Origin of the sequence: Mycobacterium sp. NPDC050551 (assembly GCF_040674075.1) — a bacterium.
In the GTDB taxonomy this organism is placed as follows: Bacteria; Actinomycetota; Actinomycetes; order Mycobacteriales; family Mycobacteriaceae; genus Mycobacterium.
The window spans coordinates 266,593-287,944 of record NZ_JBFARC010000004.1; the positions used below are offsets into that span (position 1 = coordinate 266,593).

Annotated in this window: 27 protein-coding genes and 4 tRNA genes; 16 read left to right on the plus strand and 15 right to left on the minus strand. The window is 69.3% G+C overall.

Annotated features, from left to right (window positions below; translation table 11 throughout):
• Positions 1-17: 17 nt before the first annotated feature.
• Positions 18-791, minus strand: coding sequence for a pyrimidine reductase family protein (locus AB0K11_RS17770; RefSeq protein ID WP_364979306.1), 774 nt, complete (start codon positions 789-791; stop codon positions 18-20).
• Between AB0K11_RS17770 and zapE the strand changes: the two genes are divergently transcribed.
• A complete protein-coding gene (zapE, locus tag AB0K11_RS17775; RefSeq protein WP_364980438.1) occupies positions 790-1,899 on the plus strand; it encodes a cell division protein ZapE in 1,110 nt (369 codons plus the stop codon). The two genes, AB0K11_RS17770 and zapE, sit on opposite strands and share 2 nt — an antisense overlap.
• Here zapE and AB0K11_RS17780 read toward each other — a convergent pair.
• Genes AB0K11_RS17780 through AB0K11_RS17810 form a run of 7 tightly spaced genes read right to left on the minus strand, consistent with a single transcriptional unit; the run spans position 1,866 to position 5,774 of the window.
• Positions 1,866-2,420, minus strand: a complete 555-nt coding sequence (locus AB0K11_RS17780; RefSeq protein ID WP_364979309.1) for a GNAT family N-acetyltransferase — start codon at positions 2,418-2,420, stop codon at positions 1,866-1,868. The two genes, zapE and AB0K11_RS17780, sit on opposite strands and share 34 nt — an antisense overlap.
• Positions 2,408-2,899 carry a hypothetical protein gene (locus AB0K11_RS17785; RefSeq protein ID WP_364979312.1) on the minus strand — a complete coding sequence of 164 codons (492 nt, stop codon included), beginning with the start codon at positions 2,897-2,899 and terminating at the stop codon, positions 2,408-2,410. Before AB0K11_RS17785 ends, AB0K11_RS17780 begins: the two co-directional genes overlap by 13 nt.
• Before the next feature lie 48 nt (positions 2,900-2,947).
• A complete protein-coding gene (locus AB0K11_RS17790) occupies positions 2,948-3,376 on the minus strand; it encodes a PPOX class F420-dependent oxidoreductase (protein ID WP_364979315.1) in 429 nt (142 codons plus the stop codon).
• A 36-nt stretch (positions 3,377-3,412) separates the two neighbouring features.
• Positions 3,413-4,006 carry a methylated-DNA--[protein]-cysteine S-methyltransferase gene (locus tag AB0K11_RS17795; RefSeq protein ID WP_364979318.1) on the minus strand — a complete coding sequence of 198 codons (594 nt, stop codon included), beginning with the start codon at positions 4,004-4,006 and terminating at the stop codon, positions 3,413-3,415.
• A complete protein-coding gene (locus AB0K11_RS17800; protein WP_364979320.1) occupies positions 4,003-4,479 on the minus strand; it encodes a sigma-70 family RNA polymerase sigma factor in 477 nt (158 codons plus the stop codon). Before AB0K11_RS17800 ends, AB0K11_RS17795 begins: the two co-directional genes overlap by 4 nt.
• A 41-nt stretch (positions 4,480-4,520) precedes the next feature.
• The gene (locus AB0K11_RS17805) at positions 4,521-5,240 is read right to left on the minus strand and encodes a Clp protease N-terminal domain-containing protein (protein WP_364979324.1); all 720 of its coding nucleotides are present in this window, start codon (positions 5,238-5,240) and stop codon (positions 4,521-4,523) included.
• A 57-nt stretch (positions 5,241-5,297) separates the two neighbouring features.
• Positions 5,298-5,774, minus strand: coding sequence for an SRPBCC family protein (locus AB0K11_RS17810; protein ID WP_364979327.1), 477 nt, complete (start codon positions 5,772-5,774; stop codon positions 5,298-5,300).
• Between the two features lie 54 nt (positions 5,775-5,828).
• On the opposite strand from AB0K11_RS17810, the gene AB0K11_RS17815 reads away from it, so the two are divergent.
• The 5 genes from AB0K11_RS17815 (at position 5,829) to AB0K11_RS17835 (ending at position 9,667) form a co-directional block, all read left to right on the plus strand.
• Positions 5,829-6,239 carry a helix-turn-helix domain-containing protein gene (locus AB0K11_RS17815; RefSeq protein WP_364979330.1) on the plus strand — a complete coding sequence of 137 codons (411 nt, stop codon included), beginning with the start codon at positions 5,829-5,831 and terminating at the stop codon, positions 6,237-6,239.
• Between the two features lie 89 nt (positions 6,240-6,328).
• Positions 6,329-7,927 (plus strand): protein kinase family protein, encoded by a 1,599-nt coding sequence (locus tag AB0K11_RS17820; protein WP_364979333.1) that lies wholly within the window; start codon positions 6,329-6,331, stop codon positions 7,925-7,927.
• A 117-nt stretch (positions 7,928-8,044) separates the two neighbouring features.
• Positions 8,045-8,491 (plus strand): hypothetical protein, encoded by a 447-nt coding sequence (locus AB0K11_RS17825; RefSeq protein ID WP_364979336.1) that lies wholly within the window; start codon positions 8,045-8,047, stop codon positions 8,489-8,491.
• A gap of 151 nt (positions 8,492-8,642) precedes the next feature.
• The gene (locus AB0K11_RS17830; RefSeq protein ID WP_364979338.1) at positions 8,643-9,065 is read left to right on the plus strand and encodes a hypothetical protein; all 423 of its coding nucleotides are present in this window, start codon (positions 8,643-8,645) and stop codon (positions 9,063-9,065) included.
• Between the two features lie 275 nt (positions 9,066-9,340).
• Entirely contained in the window at positions 9,341-9,667 is a 327-nt protein-coding gene (locus tag AB0K11_RS17835) for a hypothetical protein (protein ID WP_364979341.1), read from the plus strand.
• Positions 9,668-9,726: 59 nt separating this feature from the next.
• On the opposite strand, the gene AB0K11_RS17840 is transcribed toward AB0K11_RS17835, so the two are convergent.
• The 3 genes from AB0K11_RS17840 to AB0K11_RS17850 form a co-directional block, all read right to left on the minus strand.
• Positions 9,727-9,801 (minus strand) — tRNA-Val (locus tag AB0K11_RS17840).
• Positions 9,802-9,812: 11 nt separating this feature from the next.
• A tRNA-Cys gene (locus AB0K11_RS17845) sits at positions 9,813-9,886 on the minus strand.
• A gap of 28 nt (positions 9,887-9,914) precedes the next feature.
• A tRNA-Gly gene (locus AB0K11_RS17850) sits at positions 9,915-9,987 on the minus strand.
• 291 nt (positions 9,988-10,278) lie between these two features.
• Here AB0K11_RS17850 and AB0K11_RS17855 point away from each other — a divergent pair.
• Both AB0K11_RS17855 and AB0K11_RS17860 read left to right on the plus strand, forming a co-directional pair.
• Positions 10,279-10,353, plus strand: a tRNA-Val gene (locus tag AB0K11_RS17855).
• A gap of 181 nt (positions 10,354-10,534) precedes the next feature.
• On the plus strand, positions 10,535-11,680 hold the full coding sequence (locus tag AB0K11_RS17860) for a glycosyltransferase family 87 protein (protein ID WP_364979344.1): 1,146 nt from the start codon (positions 10,535-10,537) through the stop codon (positions 11,678-11,680).
• Position 11,681: 1 nt separating this feature from the next.
• Here the strand turns inward: AB0K11_RS17860 and AB0K11_RS17865 are convergent, their stop codons facing one another.
• From AB0K11_RS17865 to AB0K11_RS17875, 3 genes are all read right to left on the minus strand, one after another.
• On the minus strand, positions 11,682-12,017 hold the full coding sequence (locus AB0K11_RS17865) for a DUF3618 domain-containing protein (RefSeq protein ID WP_364979347.1): 336 nt from the start codon (positions 12,015-12,017) through the stop codon (positions 11,682-11,684).
• On the minus strand, positions 12,014-12,415 hold the full coding sequence (locus tag AB0K11_RS17870; RefSeq protein ID WP_364979350.1) for a phage holin family protein: 402 nt from the start codon (positions 12,413-12,415) through the stop codon (positions 12,014-12,016). The genes AB0K11_RS17865 and AB0K11_RS17870 overlap by 4 nt, the downstream gene beginning before the upstream one ends.
• 107 nt (positions 12,416-12,522) lie before the next feature.
• Positions 12,523-13,236, minus strand: a complete 714-nt coding sequence (locus AB0K11_RS17875) for a GAF and ANTAR domain-containing protein (RefSeq protein WP_364979353.1) — start codon at positions 13,234-13,236, stop codon at positions 12,523-12,525.
• 61 nt (positions 13,237-13,297) lie between these two features.
• Between AB0K11_RS17875 and AB0K11_RS17880 the strand changes: the two genes are divergently transcribed.
• Complete coding sequence (locus tag AB0K11_RS17880; protein WP_364979356.1) at positions 13,298-14,386, plus strand: hypothetical protein; 1,089 nt, start codon at positions 13,298-13,300, stop codon at positions 14,384-14,386.
• On the opposite strand, the gene AB0K11_RS17885 is transcribed toward AB0K11_RS17880, so the two are convergent.
• A complete protein-coding gene (locus AB0K11_RS17885) occupies positions 14,373-14,870 on the minus strand; it encodes a DUF1990 domain-containing protein (protein ID WP_364979358.1) in 498 nt (165 codons plus the stop codon). The genes AB0K11_RS17880 and AB0K11_RS17885 overlap by 14 nt on opposite strands.
• Before the next feature lie 37 nt (positions 14,871-14,907).
• On the opposite strand from AB0K11_RS17885, the gene AB0K11_RS17890 reads away from it, so the two are divergent.
• From AB0K11_RS17890 to AB0K11_RS17920, 7 genes are all read left to right on the plus strand, one after another.
• Positions 14,908-15,780 carry an aldo/keto reductase gene (locus AB0K11_RS17890; protein WP_364979361.1) on the plus strand — a complete coding sequence of 291 codons (873 nt, stop codon included), beginning with the start codon at positions 14,908-14,910 and terminating at the stop codon, positions 15,778-15,780.
• A 24-nt stretch (positions 15,781-15,804) separates the two neighbouring features.
• On the plus strand, positions 15,805-16,440 hold the full coding sequence (locus AB0K11_RS17895) for a PaaI family thioesterase (protein ID WP_364979364.1): 636 nt from the start codon (positions 15,805-15,807) through the stop codon (positions 16,438-16,440).
• A complete protein-coding gene (locus tag AB0K11_RS17900) occupies positions 16,437-16,928 on the plus strand; it encodes a TIGR02611 family protein (RefSeq protein ID WP_364979367.1) in 492 nt (163 codons plus the stop codon). The genes AB0K11_RS17895 and AB0K11_RS17900 overlap by 4 nt, the downstream gene beginning before the upstream one ends.
• A gap of 116 nt (positions 16,929-17,044) precedes the next feature.
• Positions 17,045-19,099, plus strand: coding sequence for a threonine--tRNA ligase (thrS, locus tag AB0K11_RS17905; protein WP_364979370.1), 2,055 nt, complete (start codon positions 17,045-17,047; stop codon positions 19,097-19,099).
• Complete coding sequence (locus AB0K11_RS17910) at positions 19,096-19,728, plus strand: HIT domain-containing protein (RefSeq protein ID WP_364979373.1); 633 nt, start codon at positions 19,096-19,098, stop codon at positions 19,726-19,728. Before thrS ends, AB0K11_RS17910 begins: the two co-directional genes overlap by 4 nt.
• Positions 19,725-20,435 carry a phosphatidylinositol phosphate synthase gene (gene pgsA, locus AB0K11_RS17915; RefSeq protein ID WP_364980441.1) on the plus strand — a complete coding sequence of 237 codons (711 nt, stop codon included), beginning with the start codon at positions 19,725-19,727 and terminating at the stop codon, positions 20,433-20,435. Before AB0K11_RS17910 ends, pgsA begins: the two co-directional genes overlap by 4 nt.
• Complete coding sequence (locus AB0K11_RS17920; protein ID WP_364979375.1) at positions 20,432-21,334, plus strand: phosphatidylinositol mannoside acyltransferase; 903 nt, start codon at positions 20,432-20,434, stop codon at positions 21,332-21,334. The genes pgsA and AB0K11_RS17920 overlap by 4 nt, the downstream gene beginning before the upstream one ends.
• Positions 21,335-21,352 lie beyond the last annotated feature (18 nt).

Here is a 21,352-nt window from a genome sequence, read left to right on the forward strand (position 1 = left end):
CGATGCCCGCCGCGTGCTCAGTCGGCCCGCACGTACCGCGTGTACAGGTAGCCCTGCGCATCGGCGAGTACGTGGCTGCGGGACATGGCCGTGTGGACCTGCCCGGGTCCGGTGACGATGCGCTTGGCGTCGCCGCCGACGAGCACCGGGGCGAGCGTCAGGCACAGCTCGTCGAGCAGGTCGGCGCCGGTGAACATGCCGAGGATGCCGGGGCCGCCCTCGGTGAGGACGCGCAGCAGCCCGCGCTCGGCCAGCACGGTCAGCGCGCGTGCGGCGTCGACGGAGTCCGGGTCGGCGCCCGAGGCGTCGATGACCTCGGCCAGCCCGCCGAGCCGGTCCCGGGTGCTGCGGGCGGCGTCGGCGCTGGTCAGAATCAGCGGCGGAACCTCGGTGCGATGGAACAGCTTGGCGTCGTGGTCGAGTCGGCCGCCGCGGGTCAGCACGGCGATGGGCGGCACCTCCGCCTGGCCGCGCTGCTGACGGGCCGAACGGGCGGCGGGCCCGAGCTGCGCCCCCGAGTAGTTCTCCACCCGCACCGTCGACGCGCCGACGAGGATCACGTCGGCGGCCTCCCGCATCATCCCGAACAGCGCCCGGTCACCGTCGCCGCCGAGCGCGCCGGATTTGCCGTCGGCCGTCGCACCGCCGTCCACGCTGGTGATCATGTTGCCGCGGACCCAGCAGCGGGTGAGGTCGCCGGGGTAGCGGTAGAAGTCCGCGACGCGCTCGTCGTCCACCACCTCGACCGCGTCGAGCACTGTGAACTGTGTCCCAGCAGCGGTCTCGGGCATACGCACGATTGCAGCACGTCGCTACGCTGCCTGCATGCACGGGTCCAGTGATGTGCCGAATCGGGTGGGCCATCTCGTCGACCGCAAGCCCACCGTCACCCCCGAACGGCTGGTGGCGAGCCTGGTCCCGCCGCCGACCTTCACCCACGTCGCTTTCGACACCTATCGTCCCGACCCGGCCGAGCCGTCGCAGGCCGCCGCCGTCCAGTCGTGCATCCGGTTCTGCGACGAGGCCGTCACGCGGCGCGCAGGCAAGAAGAAGCTGTTCGGCAAGCGCGAGGTGTTGCCCGGTGTGGGGCTCTACCTCGACGGCGGCTTCGGCGTCGGCAAGACCCACCTGCTGGCCTCGTCGTACTACCGGGTGGACGCGCGCAGCGAGGCGCCGACGGCGTTCGCGACGTTCGGCGAGCTGACCCAGCTGGCCGGGGTGTTCGGCTTCGTCGAGTGCATCGACCTGCTGGCCGGTTACGTGCTGGTGTGCATCGACGAGTTCGAGCTCGACGACCCCGGCAACACCACGCTCATCTCCCGGCTGCTCTCGGCGCTGGTGGAGCGCGGTGTGTCGATCGCGGCCACGTCGAACACGCTGCCCGAGCAGCTCGGCGAGGGCCGCTTTGCCGCGCAGGACTTCCTGCGCGAGATCAACACGCTGGCAGCGATTTTCACCACCGTGCGGATCGAGGGTCCGGACTACCGGCACCGCGACCTGCCGCCCGCGCCGGAGCCGCTGACCGACGAAGAGGTCGCCGCGCGCGCCGGCGCCGCACCGGACGGCGCGGTGCTCGACGGCTTCGACGCGCTGTGCGGGCACCTGGCGACCATGCATCCGTCGCGGTACCAGGCCCTGATCGACGGCGTGACCGGCGTGTACATCACCGGGGTGCATCCGCTCGTCGACCAGAGTGTGGCGCTTCGGCTGGTGTCGCTGACCGACCGGCTCTACGACGCCGGGATCCCGGTGGTGGCGTCGGGCGCCAAGCTCGACACCATCTTCAGCGCGGAGATGCTGGCCGGCGGCTTCCGCAAGAAGTACCTGCGCGCGACGTCGCGGCTGCTGGCGCTGACCGCGGCGGGTCAGGCCGAGGAAAGTGGACGCACCAGCACGTAGTCCTGCTCGACGCCGGCGCCGAGCCGGAACGTCTTGGTGCCCGTCACGGTGAACCCGTGCTTGGCGTAGAACCGTTGTGCGCGTTGGTTTTCCTGGTTCACGCCGAGCCACAGGCAGGCGCTGCCGGACCGGTCGGCGCGGTCGATCGCCTCGGTCATCAGTGCGGCCGCCACGCCGGCGCCGTGATCGTCGGGCACCACGTAGATCTTCGACAGTTCGACGGCGGGCCGCAGTGTGACGGCTCGCTGCACGTCGGCATCGTCCGGGACGCCGCGAATCAGCATGGCGTAGCCGATGATCCGGCCGTCGCGCTCCGCGACGATCACGTCGCGGGCCGGATCGGCGAGGTAGTCGCCGAAGCGCTCGACGCTGAGGTGTTCGTCGACGAACGCGGCGATGTTCTCGGCGGTGGCGCCCGGCGGGCAAGCCAGCGGAAAGGTGCGGGCCGCGACGCCGGCGAGTTCGGCGAGGTCGGTCGCCGTGGGCGTGCGAACGTGCAGGGGCGGGTCTAGACGTTCCACTGGGCGAGGTGCTGGCCGGTGAGCTTGTCGATCAGCACGACGTTGGAGACCAGGTCGCGGTAGCAGTCCCACCACACACCGCCGGTGACGGTGGATCCGGCGGGCGCGTTGGTCAGCGCGGCCGCCAGGGCGTCGGGCGCATCGCTGTTGCGCGGTTCGTACGCGTCACCGGTGGGGGTGACGCCACGGAACTGGAAGGTGATCGCCATTGCGTACGGCGTCGGCAGCTGGACCGCGTGGACGCTGACCTGGGCGCGGTACACCTGGTAGCGCGGCGCCCGGGGCGGGTAGCCGAACCCCGGCGGCACCGGCGACGGGTCGATGCTGTGGACGGTGACGTCGGCGATCAGGCCTTCGAACGAGACCCGCAGCGGCTCGCCGAGGCGGCCGATCGGCGCCGGGGCGGCCGCGGCGGTCGGGGCGGCGAGACCCGCGACGACCGTCAGCGCGGCGATGAGGTGCACGAGCCAGCGACGCATGGACGCATGATCCCACAAACTGAAACGTGTTTCAGGTCCTTTGGAGGGTCACTGGGCCACCCAGGGCCCCAGCCCGCCGACCTTGTCGATGCGGATGCGGGTGAGGAAGCCCGGCGGCGATCCCGCGGGCGGGAAACCCGAGTCGGGGCCGAGCATCACCGCGGCGAGGTCGGTCAGCAGTTCGGGGGCGCCGCCCTCGACGATGCGTGCGGTGCCGGTGATCGACAGGTACGGCGTCTGGCCGCCCGGGTGGCTGCGCGGCAGGATCGTCAGCGTCACCCGCGGATCGCGCCGGATGTTGCGCACCTTCTGATACTTCTCCGACAGGTGCGCCGAGACGAGCTCGTCGCCGTCGGGGGTGGACTGCAGCGCCACCCACACCAGCGATGCCTGCGGGCTGCCGTCGGGGTTGATGGTGACCATGGTGGCGTCGGCGCCGCGATCGATGAGGTCGCGGGCGGAGTCGGGCAGGTTCATGTCGGGTTCTACGGCGGCGGGCGTCGATTCATTCCCTCACGCGGCCTCGAGGGTGAGCAGCGCGGACTTGGCGGCCTGGCCGCCGACGTACTGCCCGGTGCTGCCGTCCGAGCGCACCACGCGGTGGCACGGGATCACCACCGGCAGTGGGTTGTGGGCGCAGGCGCTGCCGACCGCGCGCACCGCGCGGGGATTACCGACGGCGGCGGCGACGGCGGCGTAGCTCGCGCGGTGGCCGTAGCCGATGCTCCGTAGGTGCTCGATGACGCTGCGGCGGAAGCCGGCCGCGAGTCGCAGGTCGACGGGGACGTCGAAGGCGGTGCGGCGCTTGGCGAAGTACTCGTCGAGTTGGCGGGCGACGGGGTCGAGGCGGTCCGGGGCGCGCAGCACCCGGGGGCTGACGGCGCCGGCGAGGGCGGCCAGCACGGCGGTGTGGTCCTCGATGTCGAAGGCGACGCGGACCAGCCCGACCGGTGTGGCCGCGAGCAGCAGGGGGCCGACGGGACTGTCGATCGTGCGGTAGGCGACGTCGAGCAGGCCGGCGTCGGCGGCGGCCCGTTCGAGGCGGGTATGCAGCCTCGGCAGTGCGGTGTCGTCGTCGGGCGCGATGTCGAACAGGTTGAGGCTCATGCGGTTTCGTCCTCCAGATAGATCTTGCGCAGTGTCTTGAGTCCGTCGGCCGCGGCCCGCCGCGCGGCGTCGGGCGAGTTCCCCAGCAGGCCGGCGATCTCGGCGTAGGGGAGGCCGGCGAGATGGTGGTAGGCCAGCGCCTGGCGTTGTTTGGTGGGCAGCCGTTGCAGTGCGGCCCACAGGTCGGGGTCGCGCGCGGCGGGATCGGCGTGGGCGGCCTGGCGTTCGGGGACGCGGTCGGTGGGCACGGCCCGGCGCGAGGTGGCCCGGCCGACGTCGAGTGCCCGGCGATGGGCGATGGTCACCAGCCAGGCCTCCACGTTCGCGTCGGCCGGCAGGCGAGGGTAGGCCCGCAGCGCCGAGAGGAAGGTCTCCGACCAGGCGTCCTCGGCGTCGACGGGCCCCACGACGGCGCGGCAGACCCGCAGCACGGTCGCCCCGTGCTCGGCTACCACGTCCTCGAACGGTCGCACTGTCACATCATGTAGACGCCGGGGCGACGCTGTCGGTGAGATCAGCCCTTCACGATCGATTCGAGCGCGGTGACGAGTTCACGTTCGAAGCGCTCCCGGTCGACTCCGAGTCGGTGCAGGTGCCCGTCCTGGTCCTCGGCTTCGTACAGCGCGAGCAGGATGTGTTCGGTGCCGACGTAGTTGTGGCCCAGGCGCAGCGCCTGCCGGAACGTCAGTTCCAGCACCTTCTTGGCCGGTGCGTCGAACGGGATGAGCGCCGGGACCTCGCCTTCGGAGCGCGGCGGCAGGTCGATGGCTTCCGAGACCTTCGCGCCGTCCACGCCTTGTCCGATGAGCAGTCTGGCGGCCAGGCCGTCGGGGTCGTCGAAGAGAGCAAGCAGGAGGTGAGCGGGTTCGATGGCGGTGTTGCCGGCCGCATGGGCACGGTTCTGGGCGCCGACCACGACGTTGCGGGCCCTGGGGGTGAAGCGGCCGAAGCCGGCGTTGGGGTCGAGCGGGTTCGACTCCGGTTTGGGGACGAACCGCTTCTGCGCCGCCTGCTTGCTCACGCCCATGCAGGCCCCGATGTCGGTCCACGAGGCGCCCGAGCGGCGGGCCTGGTCGACGAAATGCCCGATGAGGTGGTCGGCGATGTCGCCGAGCGCGTCCGCGGCGATCATCGCGTCGGTCAGTTGTTCGAGGGGTTCGTCGTGGGCTTTCTTGATGGCGTCGATGAGGTCGTCGAGGCGGACGGGGTTCGTGATTTTGGTGGACTCGCTCATGCCGTCAACTCTAGGTTGACGGCAAGTGGTCGTCAACCCGTGGTTGACGACTGGCACTCAGCCGCGGGGGTAGCCGCGCCGCACGGTCCGGTCGAGGATGCCGAGCGTCGCGCGCAGCGCACTCTCGGGGAGGATCGGGAAGATGTCGCGCTCCCGCCACACCGGGTCGATGTCGGACCAGTCGTAGAACGAGGTCACCAGGGTGCCCTCGTCGACCGGTTCGAGCCGGTACCCGTAGACATGCCCGATCGGCGGCTTCAGATCGCCCAGGATCGTCCACGCCACGAGCCGGTCCGCCTCGAAGTCCGTGATTTTGATGGTGACGTCGTACTTTCCGAGCGGGAAGTCGTTGAGCGCCTCGCGGTCCATGTGCACCACGAAGCTGTCCCCGACAGCGCGCACCGGCTCGCCGTCGGCATCCTGCAGCATGCCCGCGGCGTCGATGGCGACGTGACCCTGGGGGTCGCAGAGAACGGTGAAGACATCGGACGGCGGCGCCGCAATGGTGCGCTGGACTTCGAAGCGGTCGGTCATACAGCGATCGTGTCAGTGTTTTGTCGAGTTTGCTATCGGGTAACCGCTTCCGAGATGTCCAGGCACTTCGATCTCACCTCCGGCGCTTCCCGTCCACCGGCACTGCGCCGGATTGTCGCCTTCATCCACGAGAACGCGGACACCGATATCGGTCTGCATGACATCGCCGCGGCTGCGCAACTCACCCCAAGATCGGTGCAGTACCTGTTCCGCCGCCACCTCGGTGTCACCCCGCTGGAGTATCTGCGCAGCGTCCGTCTGGACCGCGCGCACCGCGACCTCCTCGCGGCCGACCCCTCGGTCGACACGGTGACCGCCATCGCCGGTCGTTGGGGTTTCGCCCATGCCGGGCGGTTCAGCGTGGCCTACCGCGAGATGTTCGGCACGCCGCCGAGCGCTACGCTGCGTAGTGACTGGCGGCGGCCCGCTCGGGTGATGCGGTCGCCTTCCGCCGGCCGACGCTGAGGTCGGCCGCGTGAAGTGCCGATCCGTGGGTAATCCGTTGCGGCAGTAGCTCGAGGGTCCTGTGTGAGGGGATGAGGTGAGACGGCGCGGTGGAGACCGATGACATGCCCGATGACCAGTCCGTCGACGCCGATGATGCCACCGCCGCCATCCCGGCCCTCGGCCCGGTGGACACCGTCGTGGACAACGAGGGGCCGTTCACCGCGGGCGCGCTGATCGCCGACGGCCGGTTCCGGTTGGTGGCGCTGCAGGGCGGGCACGGTCATCTGCAGTTCTGGCAGGCCTTCGACTTCGCGGCCGGGCGCATGGTGGCGCTGACGCTGGTGGACCCGCACGAGTCGCTGACGGTCGACCGGGTGAACGAGGTGCTCTCGCTGACCGTGCGCCAACGCGGCCTGGACATGCCGGGGATCGCCGCGGTGCGCGAGGTCTTCCACACCGGCACGTTCGGCGTGGTGGTGTCCGACTGGGTGCCGGGCGGCACGCTGCGCCAGGTCGCCGACACCAACCCGTCGCCGCTCGGCGTCGCCGGTGCGATGCAGTCGCTGGCCGTCGCGGCCGAAGCCGCACACCGCGCCGGGCTGGTGCTGAGCATCGACCATCCGGCGCGGGTGCGCCTCAGCACCGACGGCAATGCGGTGCTGGCGTTCCCGGGCACCACGCCCGAGGCGACACCGCGCGGGGACCTGCGGGGGATAGGCGGCGCGTTCTACGCCCTGCTCGTCGACCGCTGGCCGGCTCAGGACCCGATGCCGGCGGGCTGGACGGCCGTCGACGCCGACGCCACCGGTCGCCCTCAGGAGCCCGCCGCCATCGACCCCGCCATACCGTTCCTGGTCTCCGCCGCCGCGGCCGGACTGGTCCGCGAGGGCGGGATCACCAGCGCCGCAACGCTGATGACGTTGTTGCGGCAGGCACGGGCCGACGACGCCGGAGGTGGGGACGACTCGGGTGGCGCTCCGCCGCCTCCCTCGGTTCCGGGCGGCTATGCGGGGTTCGGCAACGTCGGACCCGAGCAGCAGGCCGATACCGCGAAACGACAACTGACGCGGGTGACGCTGGCCGCGGCGGCGGTGACCGTCATCATCGCGGTGGTGGCGGTCGTGTCATCGCTGACCAACGTGCTCGACACCGACTCGGACTCCGCGCTGGACGCCGAGCGGCTCGGGCTCAACCCGACCACTGCCGCCCCGCCGACCAGTCAGACGATGAGGGCGGCCGCAGCCGACGCGCCGATCGACGTCGCCGAGGCCGTGGTGTTCGCGCCCGGCGGCTCGCCCGACAACCCCGGCGACGCGGGCAAGGCCGTCGACCGTGACCCGGCGACGGCGTGGACCACCGACACCTACCGGGACGCCGTGCCGTTCCCGACGTTCAAAGAGGGCCTCGGCCTGTCGATCAAGCTTCGTCAGCCCGCGACCCTCAGCGCGGTCACCGTTGATTTGGCGAGCAGCGGCACGGTGATCCAGATCCGCTCGGCGACAACAGGTGCGCCCGGTGCACTGGCCGACACCACCGAATTGACCCCGCCGGTTCCCGTGCAGCCGGGCAGCAACCGGATCCCGGTGCCTGCCGGGGCGGCGACGTCGAACGTCGTGGTCTGGATCTCCACGCTCGGCACGATGGACGGCAAGAGCCGGACGGAGATCTCCGAGGTGCGGCTGATCGCGGCGGCGCCGCCCGCCTGAGAACGTTTGTCCACAGGCCGCGCAGAAGTTGCTGCGCGAGCCGCGGCGGCGGGATAGGTTCGTACGGTCGAGGCTGCCGAACCGGTGGCCACCGGGTGCGGCGGGAAGGCAGACAACATGGGCGGACACGAGGCGCGGCGATTTGCCGGGACCGTCAATTCGATTGCGGTGGCCGCGGCTGTCGCCGGCATGGCGGCGGCGGGCACGGCGCTGGCGGGCCCGGCCTCGGCCAATCCGGCCGTCAACGGCAGGTACGTCTTCGACTGGTACACGGGTTCGCCGTTCAAGGAGAACGTGACCATCACCTCATGCGGCAATGATTGTCTGACAATGGATTTCGGCCCGGACAACATCGTCGAGTACCGCTTCGTCAACAATGCGTGGAAGTTCACCCGCTACAAGGACGATGCCGTGACCTGTGACAATGGCCAGGTGGTCGGTGCGGAGCAGACGACGTTCATCAACCCGGAGTTCACGGCGGGACAGAACGTCGCCTCCGCGGACTGCGGGCGGGGCGTGCTGCCGATGCGGCCCGCGGCGTTCAACATCATCCGGCTGCCCTGAGCTCCTGCGTCGTTGCTTGATCAGGAAAGGTCCCAGGTCAAGCCGGTCCGGGAATTTCGCTGAGCGAGTGACTCCGCGACCTGCCGATGCGACACTTCTCGGCATGGTCTGAATGGGCGATCGGGTCGGGCGAGCGGCTGGGGGAGCGCACATGATCAGGATTGCCCGCACGTTGGGGGCTGCCGTCGTCGGCGGCGTGCTGCTCGCCGGGGTCGCCGGAGTGGTGTCGCCCGCGACGGCCAACGCCGACGGACCGATATTGAGCGGGACTTATGCGGTCACCACGCATTACGGGACTGCCACGCCCACCACGGTGGCGAAGTTCGCGTCCGATTGTGGGCGCTGCGGTGGGACGGTGACCGCGGACGGTGTCACGCAACAGCTCACGTGGATCGGTGCCGGTTGGCACTTCACCACCGTCGCGGGCTGCGGACCTCAGACCACCGTCTACACGCCGGTCGCGGACGTCGACGGCATCGTCCAGAGTTTCACCCTCGTCGGGACTTTCGCGAACCCCGCGGTGTGTGCGGTCGTCGGCCCGGTCACCGGGACCGGCAACCGGGTCGGTGACTGATCGACAGCCGCTCCGAAGGCAGAACCACTTGCGGGGAGTGCCTTGCGGCCGCCCGGAAGGCACGTCCTGCCAGTCTTCCCACCAGCCGAGCGGCGTGATGTCGAGGATGGACCACACCCGACCGGTCTCCTCGGTGCCGCCTGCGTGCAGGTATCTGCTGTGCAGATGTTGCCGAATGCACGTACTGAACTACCCGCTCCCATCGGCGCCGGCGAGCAGACACTACCTAGTAGTGGCGCCGTATCGGCGACACCCGAGTTGTAGAGGTGAAGATCATGAAGCAGAACACGCCGGTCAAAAATCCGAAAGAGGAGCACGGCAGGAACGATCCTGTGGATCGTGCTCGGAAGGTTGAGTTGGTGTGGGTTGGGGAGAACTTGTCGGAGTGGCAAGTCAGCGTCGGGCCGGTCGTATACAAACCCAAGAAACCCAAGAAGGGCTCCGGCAAAGCCATTCTGTGCGAAATGCTCAGTCTGATCATCGAAGCCGCAACAGATCAATCCCTCCAGGCGCAGCAGGACGGGGACGCGGAAGCAGAGGCAGAAGCGCAGAGCTTCATCGATCAGGCAGTGATTGACCGCCAGCACTTTGGTTGCCGCTGAGGCAGCGACCATGAGGGCCGATTAGGTCTTCACATCTACCCTTGAACTGCGATAACGCGTGGTGCGCGATACTGGGATTGAACCAGTGACCTCTTCCGTGTCAGGGAAGCGCTCTCCCGCTGAGCTAATCGCGCCGGGTTCCTGCTGGAGGTGGAGACGGGAATCGAACCCGTGTGCACGGCTTTGCAGGCCGTTGCCTCACCACTCGGCCACTCCACCGCTGGGGTTGATGCTTTCTGCACCTTCGAGCGGATGACGGGATTCGAACCCGCGACCCTCACCTTGGCAAGGTGATGCGCTACCAACTGCGCTACATCCGCACGCCACGGGCGAGATCGTCGCCCGTCGCGAAGCACGACGATAGTCCACCCGAGCCTGGCTATACAAATCCCCTCGACCCGGGGGTTCGGAACAGCCGGTACGCCTCCCCGCGACAGCGAGAAGCCGTGGCCGGTCTCCGAATCGCGGCAGAACCCCCTCGCCGGCACGCACCGCCGCGCCCGGGGGCGACTGTAGCTTCGCCGACCTGGTGACCAGCGGATTCCAGATGAAAAGTCCGCGCGTGATAATCTTCCACACCGTTCGGCCGCGCACTTCTGGCCGGCCCACCAGGTCCCGTAGCTCAGTGGGAGAGCGTCCGCCTCACACGCGGAAGGTCGCTGGTTCGAAACCAGCCGGGACCACCATCAAGCCCCCCAGAACCAGTAGCCGGGCGAGGCCGCTCGATACCCGGTTTTCCGACAAGCATTCGGGGGTAACGCTCGCATCGTGGAAAGCCCGCCAGGTGACCTGGTCGACGCTGAAGTCGATCGGCACATCCAGGAGAACGGACGTTCGCAGAGGCATCCCTGGCAACGGCCCCTATGGGTGGTCGGCGCACTCCTGGGCCTGACGATGTGCGTGGGCTACATGGAGCAGGCCGTCACTCACCCGTATCTGGACCTGTCGGTGTTCCGTGACGCCGGCTACGCCATCGTTCGCAACCTGCCGTTGTATTCCGAGCAGTTCCCGAGCGCGTCGGGATTCCGGTTCATCTACCCGCCGTTCGCGGCGATCCTGTTCGCTCCGATGGTGGCCGTGCCGTTCGCGGTGCTGCAGATCGGGTGGAGCGCCCTCAACCTGTTCCTGCTGTGGTGGATTCTGCGCACGGTTCTGGCCCGACTGCGCGTGCCGTCAACCAACTGGGCCGCCGTGGCCGCGCTCGGACCGGCGCTGGTGCTGGAGCCGATCAGGTCGAACTTCGAGTTCGGGCAGATCAACATCGTGCTGATGGCGTTGGTGGTGGCCGACTGCTTCGGTGTGCTCCCGCGCAGATTCCGCGGCATAGGCATCGGCATCGCCGCCGGCGTGAAGATCACCCCGGCGGCATTCGGCCTGGTGCTGCTGCTCCGGCGTGACTTCGCCGGCGCGGCAAGGGCGCTGGCCGCCTTCGCTGCGACTGTGGCGATCGGATTCCTGGTTCGTCCTCAGGCATCGCTCTACTTCTGGGCGACGGAGTTCTTCCGCACAGATCGCGCCGGCAATCACGACTTCGACCGCAACCAGGCGCTCACCGGTCTGATCACCCGACTGGGTGCCACCGGACTCGCAGGCACCGTCCTCTGGTTGCTCGGTGTCGCGATGATCGTCGCGGCGGCTGTGTTCGCTGGTCACCGCTTCACTCAGGCCGGAATGCACGTAGCCGCTGTCGCCGTCGTGGCACTGGCCGCCCTGCTCGCCGCGCCGATGGCAGTCACCCACCACTGGGCCTACGTCGTCATCTTCGTCCCGCTGGTCTTCACCCGAGAGCACCGAAGCTGGCGACCGTGGCTGGCAGCGGCGGGTGTCGTGTTCGCGGTCGGCCCGTACTTCGCGCTGCCGCGCGCCGACACCACGGGCGCAGAGGCCGTGATTCGCCAGGTCGTCGGCAATGCGCAGGTCATCACCGGTCTCGCCCTGATGGTGGGCGCCGTGATCGCGGCGTGCCTGATCCGGCGTGACCAAAACAGCGAAAACTGCGCTGCGGCAGGCTAGCTCAGTGGCGTCGTCGCCAGATGACGATGCCTGCCGCCACCGCGACCGCTACCACGATGGCCGCCACCGGCACCGCCTTCTGCGGGTTGTCGGCCACCGCATGCTGAGCGGTGTGTGCCTTGTCGACCGCGGCGTGCTTGGCCGAATCGACCTTGGCCTTTGCCTGCGCCTTGGTGTCCTCGACCTTGTCCTTCGCCTGCTGCTTGACGTCGAGCTTCGCCGACAGTGCCTCGACCGTCTCGCCGAGCTCTTGGCGGGTGGCCTCGATGTCCTTCTCGATGTCCTCGACGCCGGCGTCGGGGCCGGGCTCGGGGCGATTGGGCTCAGGTGCGGTCATTTGCGCGCGTCCTTCACTTCCTGGATGTCGGCCTTGACGGTCTCCGCGGTCCGCGGCGCCGCGGGCGTGACCTGCTCGGCCTGTTTCTTGCTCATCAATGCGGCGATGCCCGCGACGACGAACAGCACCAGCGCGACGATCAGCGCGGCCGCCCAGACGTCGAGCACCAGTGACAACGCCGCCACCGCGGCTGCGATCACGGTCATCAGCCCCAGGACAGCGAACAATCCGGCGACGCTGATCAGCCCCGCGCCGATGCCGGCGTGTTTGGCCGATTCCTGAAACTCCTTCTGCGCCAGCTTCAACTCGTCGCGCACCAACCGCGACGTCTGTGCCGACAGCTGGCTCATCAATTCGCCGACCGACGCGTCTGCGCCCGGCTTCGATTCCACACTCATGGCACACCCAACCTCCGTTTAGCCTGCTGGACGTGGCATGCCCCCGCCGGACGCCGTACAAACCCCCGGTCGCCCGCTGATCGCGTGTCTGTTGGACGCAGCGTCGGCTAGTGCGCCGAGCGGGCCGTCTCGATCAGGTCCTCGGCGATCTTGGCCAGCGGCACGTTCGCATCCTGCGACAGCTTCCGCAGCAGTGCGAACGCCTGCACGGCGTCGACCCCGTAGCGCTCCATCACCATGCCTTTGGCCTGGCCGATGATGTCTCGACTGGCCAGCGCTCGCTTGAACTGCTCTTCGCGCCGCGCGGAATTCCACGCCACCGACGAGTGCGCGGCGAAGGCCAGGCCGATGTCGCGGGTCTGTTCGCCGAAGACGCCGGGTTCCTCGGCGTAGACGTTGAGTGCTCCCATCGTCTCGCCGGCGATGAACAACTGAAACGACATGATCGTACGAATCGGCGTCTGCTCCAACGCATCCCGGCGGTACATCGGGAAGCGGTCGTCATGCTCGAGATCGTCGACCAGAACCGTCTTCTCGTCCCACGCCGAGGTCAGGCACGGCCCCTCGCCGTGACGCTGCTGGATCTCGTCGAGCATCATCGGCCACTTGTGACTGGCCGCGGGGGTGTCGATGTGGCGGGCGTCGCGGGTGACGGTGATGCCGGCGTACTGCGCGCCGGGGATCTCCACGGCGGCGTGTTCGACGAGCTCGGCGAGCACGGTCTCCGAATCCGTGTCCGAACGGCCGTGCAGTTCCTGCACGATCTCGGCGATGCGGAGGTGGGTGCCCTCTGCCCCCGTTGGCTCGTTCACCAGCACCATCCTGAAAGCGTCTCCTCCGATAGGTTGCTCAACAATACGCGTTGCACCACGGGGAGGATGCATGAAGAACCCAGGTCACACCCCCCGCGGCGCGATCACCCGCCACGCCACCGGCCCGGGCGCTGCCGAGGCGTTCGTGCTCATCGCGATCGCCACGATTCTGCTGACCCGGCTGTACCTCCAGCTGACCGGTTACCCCCAGGTCGGGGGCGGTGACCTGCACATCGCGCACGCACTGTGGGGCGGTGCGCTGATGATGCTGGCGCTGCTGCTGGGCTGGCTGACGCTGGGGGCGGGCACCCGCATCGTCGCCGTCGTCATGGGCGGAATCGGGTTCGGGCTGTTCCTCGACGAGGTCGGCAAGTTCGTCACCAAGGACAACGACTACTTCTACGGCCCGGCCGCCGAGATCATGTACGTGCTGGTGGTGCTCATCCTCGTCGGCGCGCGGATCTTCCGGGATTTCCGGCCACTGTCGGGTCGCGAGTGCCTAGCCTCGGCCGCCGCCATCGCCGCCGACGGGCTGGCCCGCGGCCTGGCCGACCACCGCCGCACCGTCGGGCTGGTGCTGGTGGAACGTGCGCAGCAGGAGGGAGCAGACCCCGCCGACGTCGATCACGTCCGGTCGCTGCTGCGGTCGGCCGACCCGGCGGGCGACCGGGTGCACCGCCTGCAGCAGTGGGCACCCCGGGTGGTTCCGGGCTTCCTGCGCAGTCCCCGATGGATAACGGTGGTCGGCTGGCTGTTGGTCGTGGGCGCACTCGGCAGCCTGGTGCTCGGCCTGCTCGGCATCGCGCTCGGTGGCTGGGACTACCAGGACGACGACCTGACGCTGCATCTCGACGGGGCGGGCGTCGCGTCGATCCTGCTGGTCGTCAGCGCGGCACTGACCGCCGCGATGGCGGTGCCCGCGATGGTCGCGCGCAGGCGCACCGCCGAGGTGTGGCCGCTGCGGTGGCTGCGCAACGCCGCCCTGCTGTTCACCTTCCTCAACGCGCTCGTCGACTTCGCGACCGTCGGTTTCGCGGCGCTGATCGGACTCGCGATCGGGGTATTCACCCTGGCGGTGCTGACCTACCACCTCGATGTCGCGGCGCGCGCCGAACTCCCCGCCGCCGGGCCGGGCGTCCCGCTCTCTACAGCGCCGTGAGATAGCGCCGGGTGATGATGCGCTGCATCAGCGACGTCACCGGCGCCGCCAGCCTGCTCCACCAGGTGCCGTGCCGGGAGAACGCCCGCACCTCGGCGTACACCTGCTCGGTGGCCGGGTCGAAGCGCACTGAGAACAACTCCTCACCCGACTCGGCATGGCCGGGCAGCGTGCCGTAGGCGAACCCGCGCCGGTCGGGCTCGTCGACCACGTACACCACCCGGCACGGCGCCCGCACCGGCCCGACTCCGACCACCACCTCGGACCCCACCGCGGCGACCTCCGAGCTCGCGTCGACCCGCACCCCGGCCCCGCGCAGCATGCCCCACCGCATCACCGCCGCGCCGGCCTCGTCGAAGCGCTGCCTGCCATGCCCGATCACCGCCGACTCGACCACGTGGTGGTAACCCGCGGGCAACGGGCCGGCCGTCGCGCCCACCTCGTCGTAGGTCAACTGCAGTCCGGCGAGGTCGCTGAGCTTCACCCCGCCACCTTCTCACCCGCGGCGTACGGTCGTTGTCGTGGCCAACGAAACCGTCGTAAGCGCATCCGGAACGTTCTCCCTCGGCGGCGATCTGACCGTCAACCGGCTCGGATTCGGCGCGATGCGATTGGCGGGCAAGGGCGTGTGGGGCCCACCCGCCGACCCCGACGAGTGCATCCGGGTGCTGCGCCGCGCCGTCGAACTCGGCGTCGACTTCATCGACACCGCCGACTCCTACGGGCCCTACGTCTCCGAGGACCTCATCCGCCGGGCGCTGCACCCCTATACCGACGGGCTGGTCATCGCGACCAAGGCCGGCCTGCTGCGCACCGGACCCGACGAGTGGACGCCGCTCGGCTTCCCGGCGTACCTGCGTCAGCAGTGCGAGACCAGCCTGCGCCGCCTCGGCGTCGACACCATCGACCTGTTCCAGCTGCACCGCATCGACAGCAAGTTCCCCGCCGAGGACCAGGTCGGCGAACTCCGCAAGCTGCAGCAGGAGGGCAAGATCCGCCACATCGGCCTGTCCGAGGTGGACGTCGACCAGCTCGCGGCTGCTCAGAAGGTCGCCACCATCGTCTCGGTGCAGAACATGTACAACGTCAGCACCCGCACTGCCGAACCACTGCTGGACAAGGTGACCGACGAGGGCATCGGCTTCATCCCGTGGTTCCCCCTCGCCGCGGGCCCTCTGGCCGCTCCGGGCGGGCCGCTGCAGCGCATCGCCGACGACCACGGCGCCACGCCGTCGCAGCTCGCCCTGGCGTGGTTGCTCAAGCGCTCGCCGGTGGTGCTGCCGATTCCCGGCACGTCGAGCGTCGCCCACCTCGAGGAGAACGTCGCCGCCGCACAGATCACGCTGTCCGACGACGAGTTCGAGACGCTCAGCCGTGCCGGCGAAGCCGGCTGACCCCGCGACCCATACGGTGACGGGGTGAGCACCGACTCCACGCAGACGTCGACACCGGCGACCGGCGGCGGTTTCAACCCGCCGGTCCCCACCACCCGGGGCGGCCCCGACTACGGCAGATTCGTCGACGCCGTGCGCACCCTGCAGGACGACGCCCGGTGCGTCGACGCGCCCGACGAGGTGATCAGCGAGGCCGCCGACCTGATCGAGCGGGTTTCGGCACTGCTGGCGCCGCACCGCGCCGACGAGTGGCACGCCCCGTCGGGCCGCCGGATGGATCTGCCCAACCGCGGGAACATCCTGCAGGTGCCGATGCTGCTGCGCCGCACCGACGACGACCGGATCACCGGAGAGGCCGAGTTCCGCCGCTTCTACCTGGGCCGCAACGGCGCCGCACACGGGGGAGCGGTGGCGCTGCTGTTCGACTCGGTGCTCGGCTACGCCGCCTACAAACTCACCCGCAGCCGCTACCAGCGCACGGCGTTCCTGCACGTCAACTACCGCAAGATCGCTCCGGTGGAGCGCAAGTTGCAGGTCGACGCCGGCATCGACCGCATCGAGGGCCGCAAGATCTTCGTCACGGGCCGACTGCTCGACGGCGAGCACGTGCTGGCCGAGGCCGAGGCCCTGTTCGTCAAGCTCAACCCGGGACAGCCGTGAGCACCACGCCAGAGCGCGACGAGACGGCCCCGGAGAGGGACACCGCGGAGACGGACACCGACGACGAGTCGCGGTTCTCGGCGGTCAAACGCCGCTGGGCGCGGTGGCGGGACCGGCTGCACGAGCGTCCTCGGGTCGAGTTCTTCTATCGCATCGCCGTCGGGGTGATCGGGTTGGCCGTGTTCGGCCTCGGCATCCTCGCCATCCCGTACCCCGGACCCGGCTGGGCCATCGTCTTCATCGGCCTGGGCATCCTGGCCACCGAGTTCGACTGGGCGCGGCGACTGCTGGCCTACGCCAAGGAGCGCTACGACAAGGTGATGGACTGGTTCCACCGCCAGGGCGCCGTCGTCCAGATCCTGGGTGGGCTGCTCACGGCGCTGGTGGTGTTCGCGACGCTGTGGTTGCTCGGCGCCGTCGACTGGACCGGAGAACTGTTCGGCATCGACCATCCCTGGCTGAACAGCCCGATCGGGTTGGGCTCCTAGGGGCAGGCGGGCGCTTCGAGTGGGTTCAGGGCGTGCCGTGTGACCACGATGGCACCCCGATAGCATGGTCGCGACCTGAGTTTTCCGACCACCCTCGACACAACGGAGAGTCCGCGATGAGCGCCGCCGCCAGTCCCGCCCCAGCAGCCCCGATCCGGGTGCCTGCCGGGACCACCGCCGGGGCGGCGGTCCGGGAGGCGGGGCTACCCGGCCGGGGCGCACCGGACGCCGTCGTCGTGGTCCGCGACGGCGAGGGCCGGCTGCGCGACCTGGCCTGGACGCCCGAAGCCGACGCCGATGTCACGCCGGTGACGGCCGACACCGAGGACGGCCGCAGCGTCATCCGGCACTCGGCCGCCCACGTGCTCGCCCAGGCCGTTCAGCAGATGTTCCCCGAAGCCAAGCTGGGCATCGGCCCGCCGATCACCGACGGCTTCTACTACGACTTCGACGTGCCGCGCGCATTCACTCCGGACGATCTGGAGGCGCTGGAGAAGCGCATGCGCAAGATCGTCAAGGACGGCCAGCTGTTCTCCCGGCGCGTCTACGCGTCCAAGGACGAGGCGCGCGCTGAACTGGCCGCCGAACCCTTCAAGCTCGAACTCGTCGACGACAAGTCCGGCGATCCCGAGGTGATGGAGGTCGGTGGCGACGAGCTCACCGCCTACGACAACCTCAATCCTCGCACCCAGGAACGTATCTGGGGCGACCTGTGCCGGGGCCCGCACATCCCGACCACCAGGTACATCCCGGCGTTCAAGCTGACCCGCAGTTCGGCGGCGTACTGGCGAGGCGACCAGGAGAACGCCAGCCTGCAACGCATCTACGGCACGGCGTGGGAGTCGCAGGAGGCGCTAGACCGGCACCTCGAACTCCTCGAGGAGGCACAGCGCCGCGACCACCGCAGGCTCGGATCCGAACTCGACCTCTTCAGCTTCCCTGACGAAATCGGTTCGGGCCTACCGGTTTTCCACCCAAAAGGTGGCATCGTCCGGCGCGAGCTCGAGGATTACTCCCGTCGCAAGCACATCGAGGCGGGCTACGAGTTCGTCAACACCCCGCACATCACCAAGGCGCAGCTGTTCCACACCTCCGGACACCTCGACTGGTACGCCGACGGGATGTTCCCGCCGATGCACATCGACGCCGAGTTCAACGAGGACGGCACGGTACGCAAGCCCGGCCAGGACTACTACCTCAAGCCGATGAACTGCCCGATGCACTGCCTGATCTACCGGGCGCGGGGGCGGTCCTACCGCGAACTCCCGTTGCGCGCGTTCGAGTTCGGCGCGGTGTACCGGTACGAGAAGTCCGGCGTGGTGCACGGCCTGACCCGGGTGCGCGGCCTGACCATGGACGACGCCCACATCTTCTGCACCCGCGACCAGATGCGCGGCGAGCTGGCGTCGCTGCTGCAGTTCATCCTCGACCTGCTCGGCGACTACGGCCTCGCCGACTTCTACCTCGAGCTGTCCACCAAGGACCCGAAGAAGTTCGTCGGGTCCGACGAGATCTGGGAGGAGGCCACCTCCACCCTCGCCGAGGTGGCCGCCGAGTCGGGCCTGGAGCTGGTGCCCGATCCGGGCGGTGCGGCGTTCTACGGCCCGAAGATCTCGGTGCAGGCCCGCGACGCGCTGGGCCGCAGCTGGCAGATGTCGACGATCCAGCTGGACTTCAACTTCCCCGAACGCTTCGAACTCGAGTACACCGCCGCCGACGGCAGCAGGCAGCGCCCGGTGATGATCCACCGTGCGTTGTTCGGCTCCATCGAGCGGTTCTTCGGCATCCTCACCGAGCACTACGCCGGCGCCTTCCCGGCGTGGCTGGCGCCGGTGCAGGTGGTGGGCGTGCCGGTCGCCGACGCGCACGTGGCCTACCTCGACGAGGTGGCCGCCGCGCTGCGGGCGCGCGGAGTGCGCGTCGAGGTGGATTCCAGTGACGACCGGATGGCCAAGAAGATCGTCAATCACACGAATCAGAAGGTGCCGTTCATGCTGCTGGCCGGCGACAAGGACGTCGACGCCGGTGCGGTGAGCTTCCGGTTCGGCGACCGCACGCAGATCAACGGGGTGCCGCGCGACGAGGCGGTGGCGACCATCGTGAAGTGGATCGCCGATCGCGAGAATGCCGCCCCGACAGCGGATCTGGTGAAGGTGGGCGCGCAGACGTGACAGGTGACGCGAGCCACGCGGACAACCGCTCGATCGTCGACCACGGCGTCGGCGACCCCGACCATCTGCAACGGCTGTGGACGCCGCACCGGATGAGCTACATCGCCGAGGCCCCCATGAAGAAGGGGTCCGACTCGTCGATGTCGTCGCAGCCCTTCACCGACATCCCCACCATGCCCGACGAGGACGGCCTGGTGGTGGCGCGCGGCGCCCAGGTTTACGCGGTGCTCAACCTCTACCCGTACAACCCCGGCCACCTGATGGTGGTGCCGTACCGGCGGGTCTCCGAGCTCGAGGACCTCAACGACGCGGAGAGCGCCGAGCTGATGTCGTTCACGCAGCAGGCGATTCGGGTGATCAAGGCGGTGTCCAGCCCGCACGGTTTCAACGTCGGGCTCAACCTGGGCCACTCGGCGGGCGGATCGCTGGCCGAGCACCTGCACATGCACGTGGTGCCGCGGTGGGGCGGCGACGCCAACTTCATCACGATCATCGGCGGATCGAAGATCATCCCGCAGCTGTTGCGGGAGACCCGCGAGCTGCTGGCCACCGAGTGGGCGGCGGGCCAGTCGGAGCGCACCGGGGCTGCGACGCTGGGTGAGCGCAGCGATGGGGGGTCGGGGAACTGAGCAACTTCTATCTGATGACGCGCGCGGCGTACACAAAACTGTCGCGCCCGATCGCCAAGGGCGCGTTGCGCGTCGGGCTCACCCCCGACAGCATCACCATCCTGGGCACGGCGGGCACCGTGATCGCGGCGTTGACGCTGTTCCCGATGGGACAGCTGTGGTGGGGCGCCTTCGCGGTGGCGTTCTTCGTGCTCGCCGACATGCTCGACGGCGCGATGGCCCGCGAGCGCGGCGGCGGCACCCGTTTCGGCGCCGCACTCGACGCGATCTGCGATCGCATCGCCGACGGTGCGATCTTCTGTGGTCTGGCCTGGTGGGCGGCGTTCGGGATGGACAACCCGGCACTGGTGGTCGCCACCCTGATCTGCCTGGTCACCTCCCAGGTGATCTCCTACATCAAGGCGCGGGCCGAGGCCAGCGGCCTCAAGGGCGACGGCGGCCTCATCGAGCGGCCGGAACGGCTGGTCATCGTGCTGATCGGCACCGGGCTCTCGGGCGTGCCGTTCCTGCACGTGCCGTGGCTGGTGCAGGTGGCGATGTGGGTGCTGGCGGTCGCCAGCGTGGTGACCGTGCTGCAGCGGCTGCACTCGGTGCGGCTCTCGGCGGGTGCGATGGATCCGATACCCGCGAAGGACGAAGCAGGCGCCGCGGACGAGGGCGCCGACGACACCGACCGGGGCGGGGAACCGGAGACGAGCGAGCGGTGAGTCTCGGCGGCCGGCTGACGGATCTCGGCTATGCCAGCGGCTGGCGGCTCGTGCGCGCCATGCCGGAGCTGGTGGCGCGCAACGCCTTCGATCTCGGGGCGTGGTACGCCGCCCGCGACGGTGGGCCCGAGCAGCTGCGCAAGAATCTGGCACGGGTGATCGGCACGTCCGCCGAGGACGTTCCGGCGGCGCTCGTCGAGGCCTCGCTGTCGTCCTACGCCCGCTACTGGCGCGAGGCGTTCCGGCTGCCGACGATGGATCACGAGAAAATCGGCCGCCAGCTTGAGGTGCAGGACATCGACTACGTGTGGCAGGCACTCGAGGCCGGTCGCGGCGTGGTGCTGGCGTTGCCGCACAGCGGGAATTGGGACATGGCCGGTGTGTGGCTGGTGCAGAATCACGGGCCCTTCACCACCGTGGCCGAGCGTCTGAAGCCCGAGTCGCTGGCCAACCGGTTCATCGCGTACCGGGAGAGCCTGGGATTCGAGGTGATCACCCACACCGGCGGTGAGCGACCGCCGTACGACGTACTGCGGGAACGGCTTTCTGACAACGGCGTGGTGTGCCTGATGGCTGAGCGGGACCTGACCCGCACGGGCGTCGAGGTCGACCTGTTCGGGGAGGCGACCCGGCTGCCCGCCGGGCCGGCGAAACTGGCGATCGCGACCGGGGCGGCGCTGCTGCCGGTGCACTGCTGGTTCACCGATGACGGGTGGGGGATGCGGGTGTTCCCGCCGCTGGACGTGTCGTCGGCCGACGTCACCGTCGTCACCCAGGCACTCGCCGACCGGTTCGCCGACAACATCGCCGCGCACCCGGCCGACTGGCACATGATGCAGCCGCAGTGGCTGGCGGACCTGTCGGAGGCACGTCAGGCACGCCTGCGGGAGGCGCAGTGATGAGCGCTTGCGCGAAGA

Bases quoted from the DNA above. Each gene is read 5' to 3' on its own strand.
- AB0K11_RS17770 (WP_364979306.1), bottom strand. From the start codon at position 791: ATGCCCGAGACCGCTGCTGGGACACAGTTCACAGTGCTCGACGCGGTC.
- AB0K11_RS17785 (WP_364979312.1), bottom strand. From the start codon at position 2,899: ATGCGTCGCTGGCTCGTGCACCTCATCGCCGCGCTGACGGTCGTCGCG.
- AB0K11_RS17790 (WP_364979315.1), bottom strand. From the start codon at position 3,376: ATGAACCTGCCCGACTCCGCCCGCGACCTCATCGATCGCGGCGCCGAC.
- AB0K11_RS17795 (WP_364979318.1), bottom strand. From the start codon at position 4,006: ATGAGCCTCAACCTGTTCGACATCGCGCCCGACGACGACACCGCACTG.
- AB0K11_RS17805 (WP_364979324.1), bottom strand. From the start codon at position 5,240: ATGAGCGAGTCCACCAAAATCACGAACCCCGTCCGCCTCGACGACCTC.
- AB0K11_RS17810 (WP_364979327.1), bottom strand. From the start codon at position 5,774: ATGACCGACCGCTTCGAAGTCCAGCGCACCATTGCGGCGCCGCCGTCC.
- AB0K11_RS17815 (WP_364979330.1), top strand. From the start codon at position 5,829: ATGTCCAGGCACTTCGATCTCACCTCCGGCGCTTCCCGTCCACCGGCA.
- AB0K11_RS17825 (WP_364979336.1), top strand. From the start codon at position 8,045: ATGGGCGGACACGAGGCGCGGCGATTTGCCGGGACCGTCAATTCGATT.
- AB0K11_RS17830 (WP_364979338.1), top strand. From the start codon at position 8,643: ATGATCAGGATTGCCCGCACGTTGGGGGCTGCCGTCGTCGGCGGCGTG.
- AB0K11_RS17835 (WP_364979341.1), top strand. From the start codon at position 9,341: ATGAAGCAGAACACGCCGGTCAAAAATCCGAAAGAGGAGCACGGCAGG.
- AB0K11_RS17865 (WP_364979347.1), bottom strand. From the start codon at position 12,017: ATGACCGCACCTGAGCCCAATCGCCCCGAGCCCGGCCCCGACGCCGGC.
- AB0K11_RS17870 (WP_364979350.1), bottom strand. From the start codon at position 12,415: ATGAGTGTGGAATCGAAGCCGGGCGCAGACGCGTCGGTCGGCGAATTG.
- AB0K11_RS17875 (WP_364979353.1), bottom strand. From the start codon at position 13,236: ATGGTGCTGGTGAACGAGCCAACGGGGGCAGAGGGCACCCACCTCCGC.
- AB0K11_RS17880 (WP_364979356.1), top strand. From the start codon at position 13,298: ATGAAGAACCCAGGTCACACCCCCCGCGGCGCGATCACCCGCCACGCC.
- thrS (WP_364979370.1), top strand. From the start codon at position 17,045: ATGAGCGCCGCCGCCAGTCCCGCCCCAGCAGCCCCGATCCGGGTGCCT.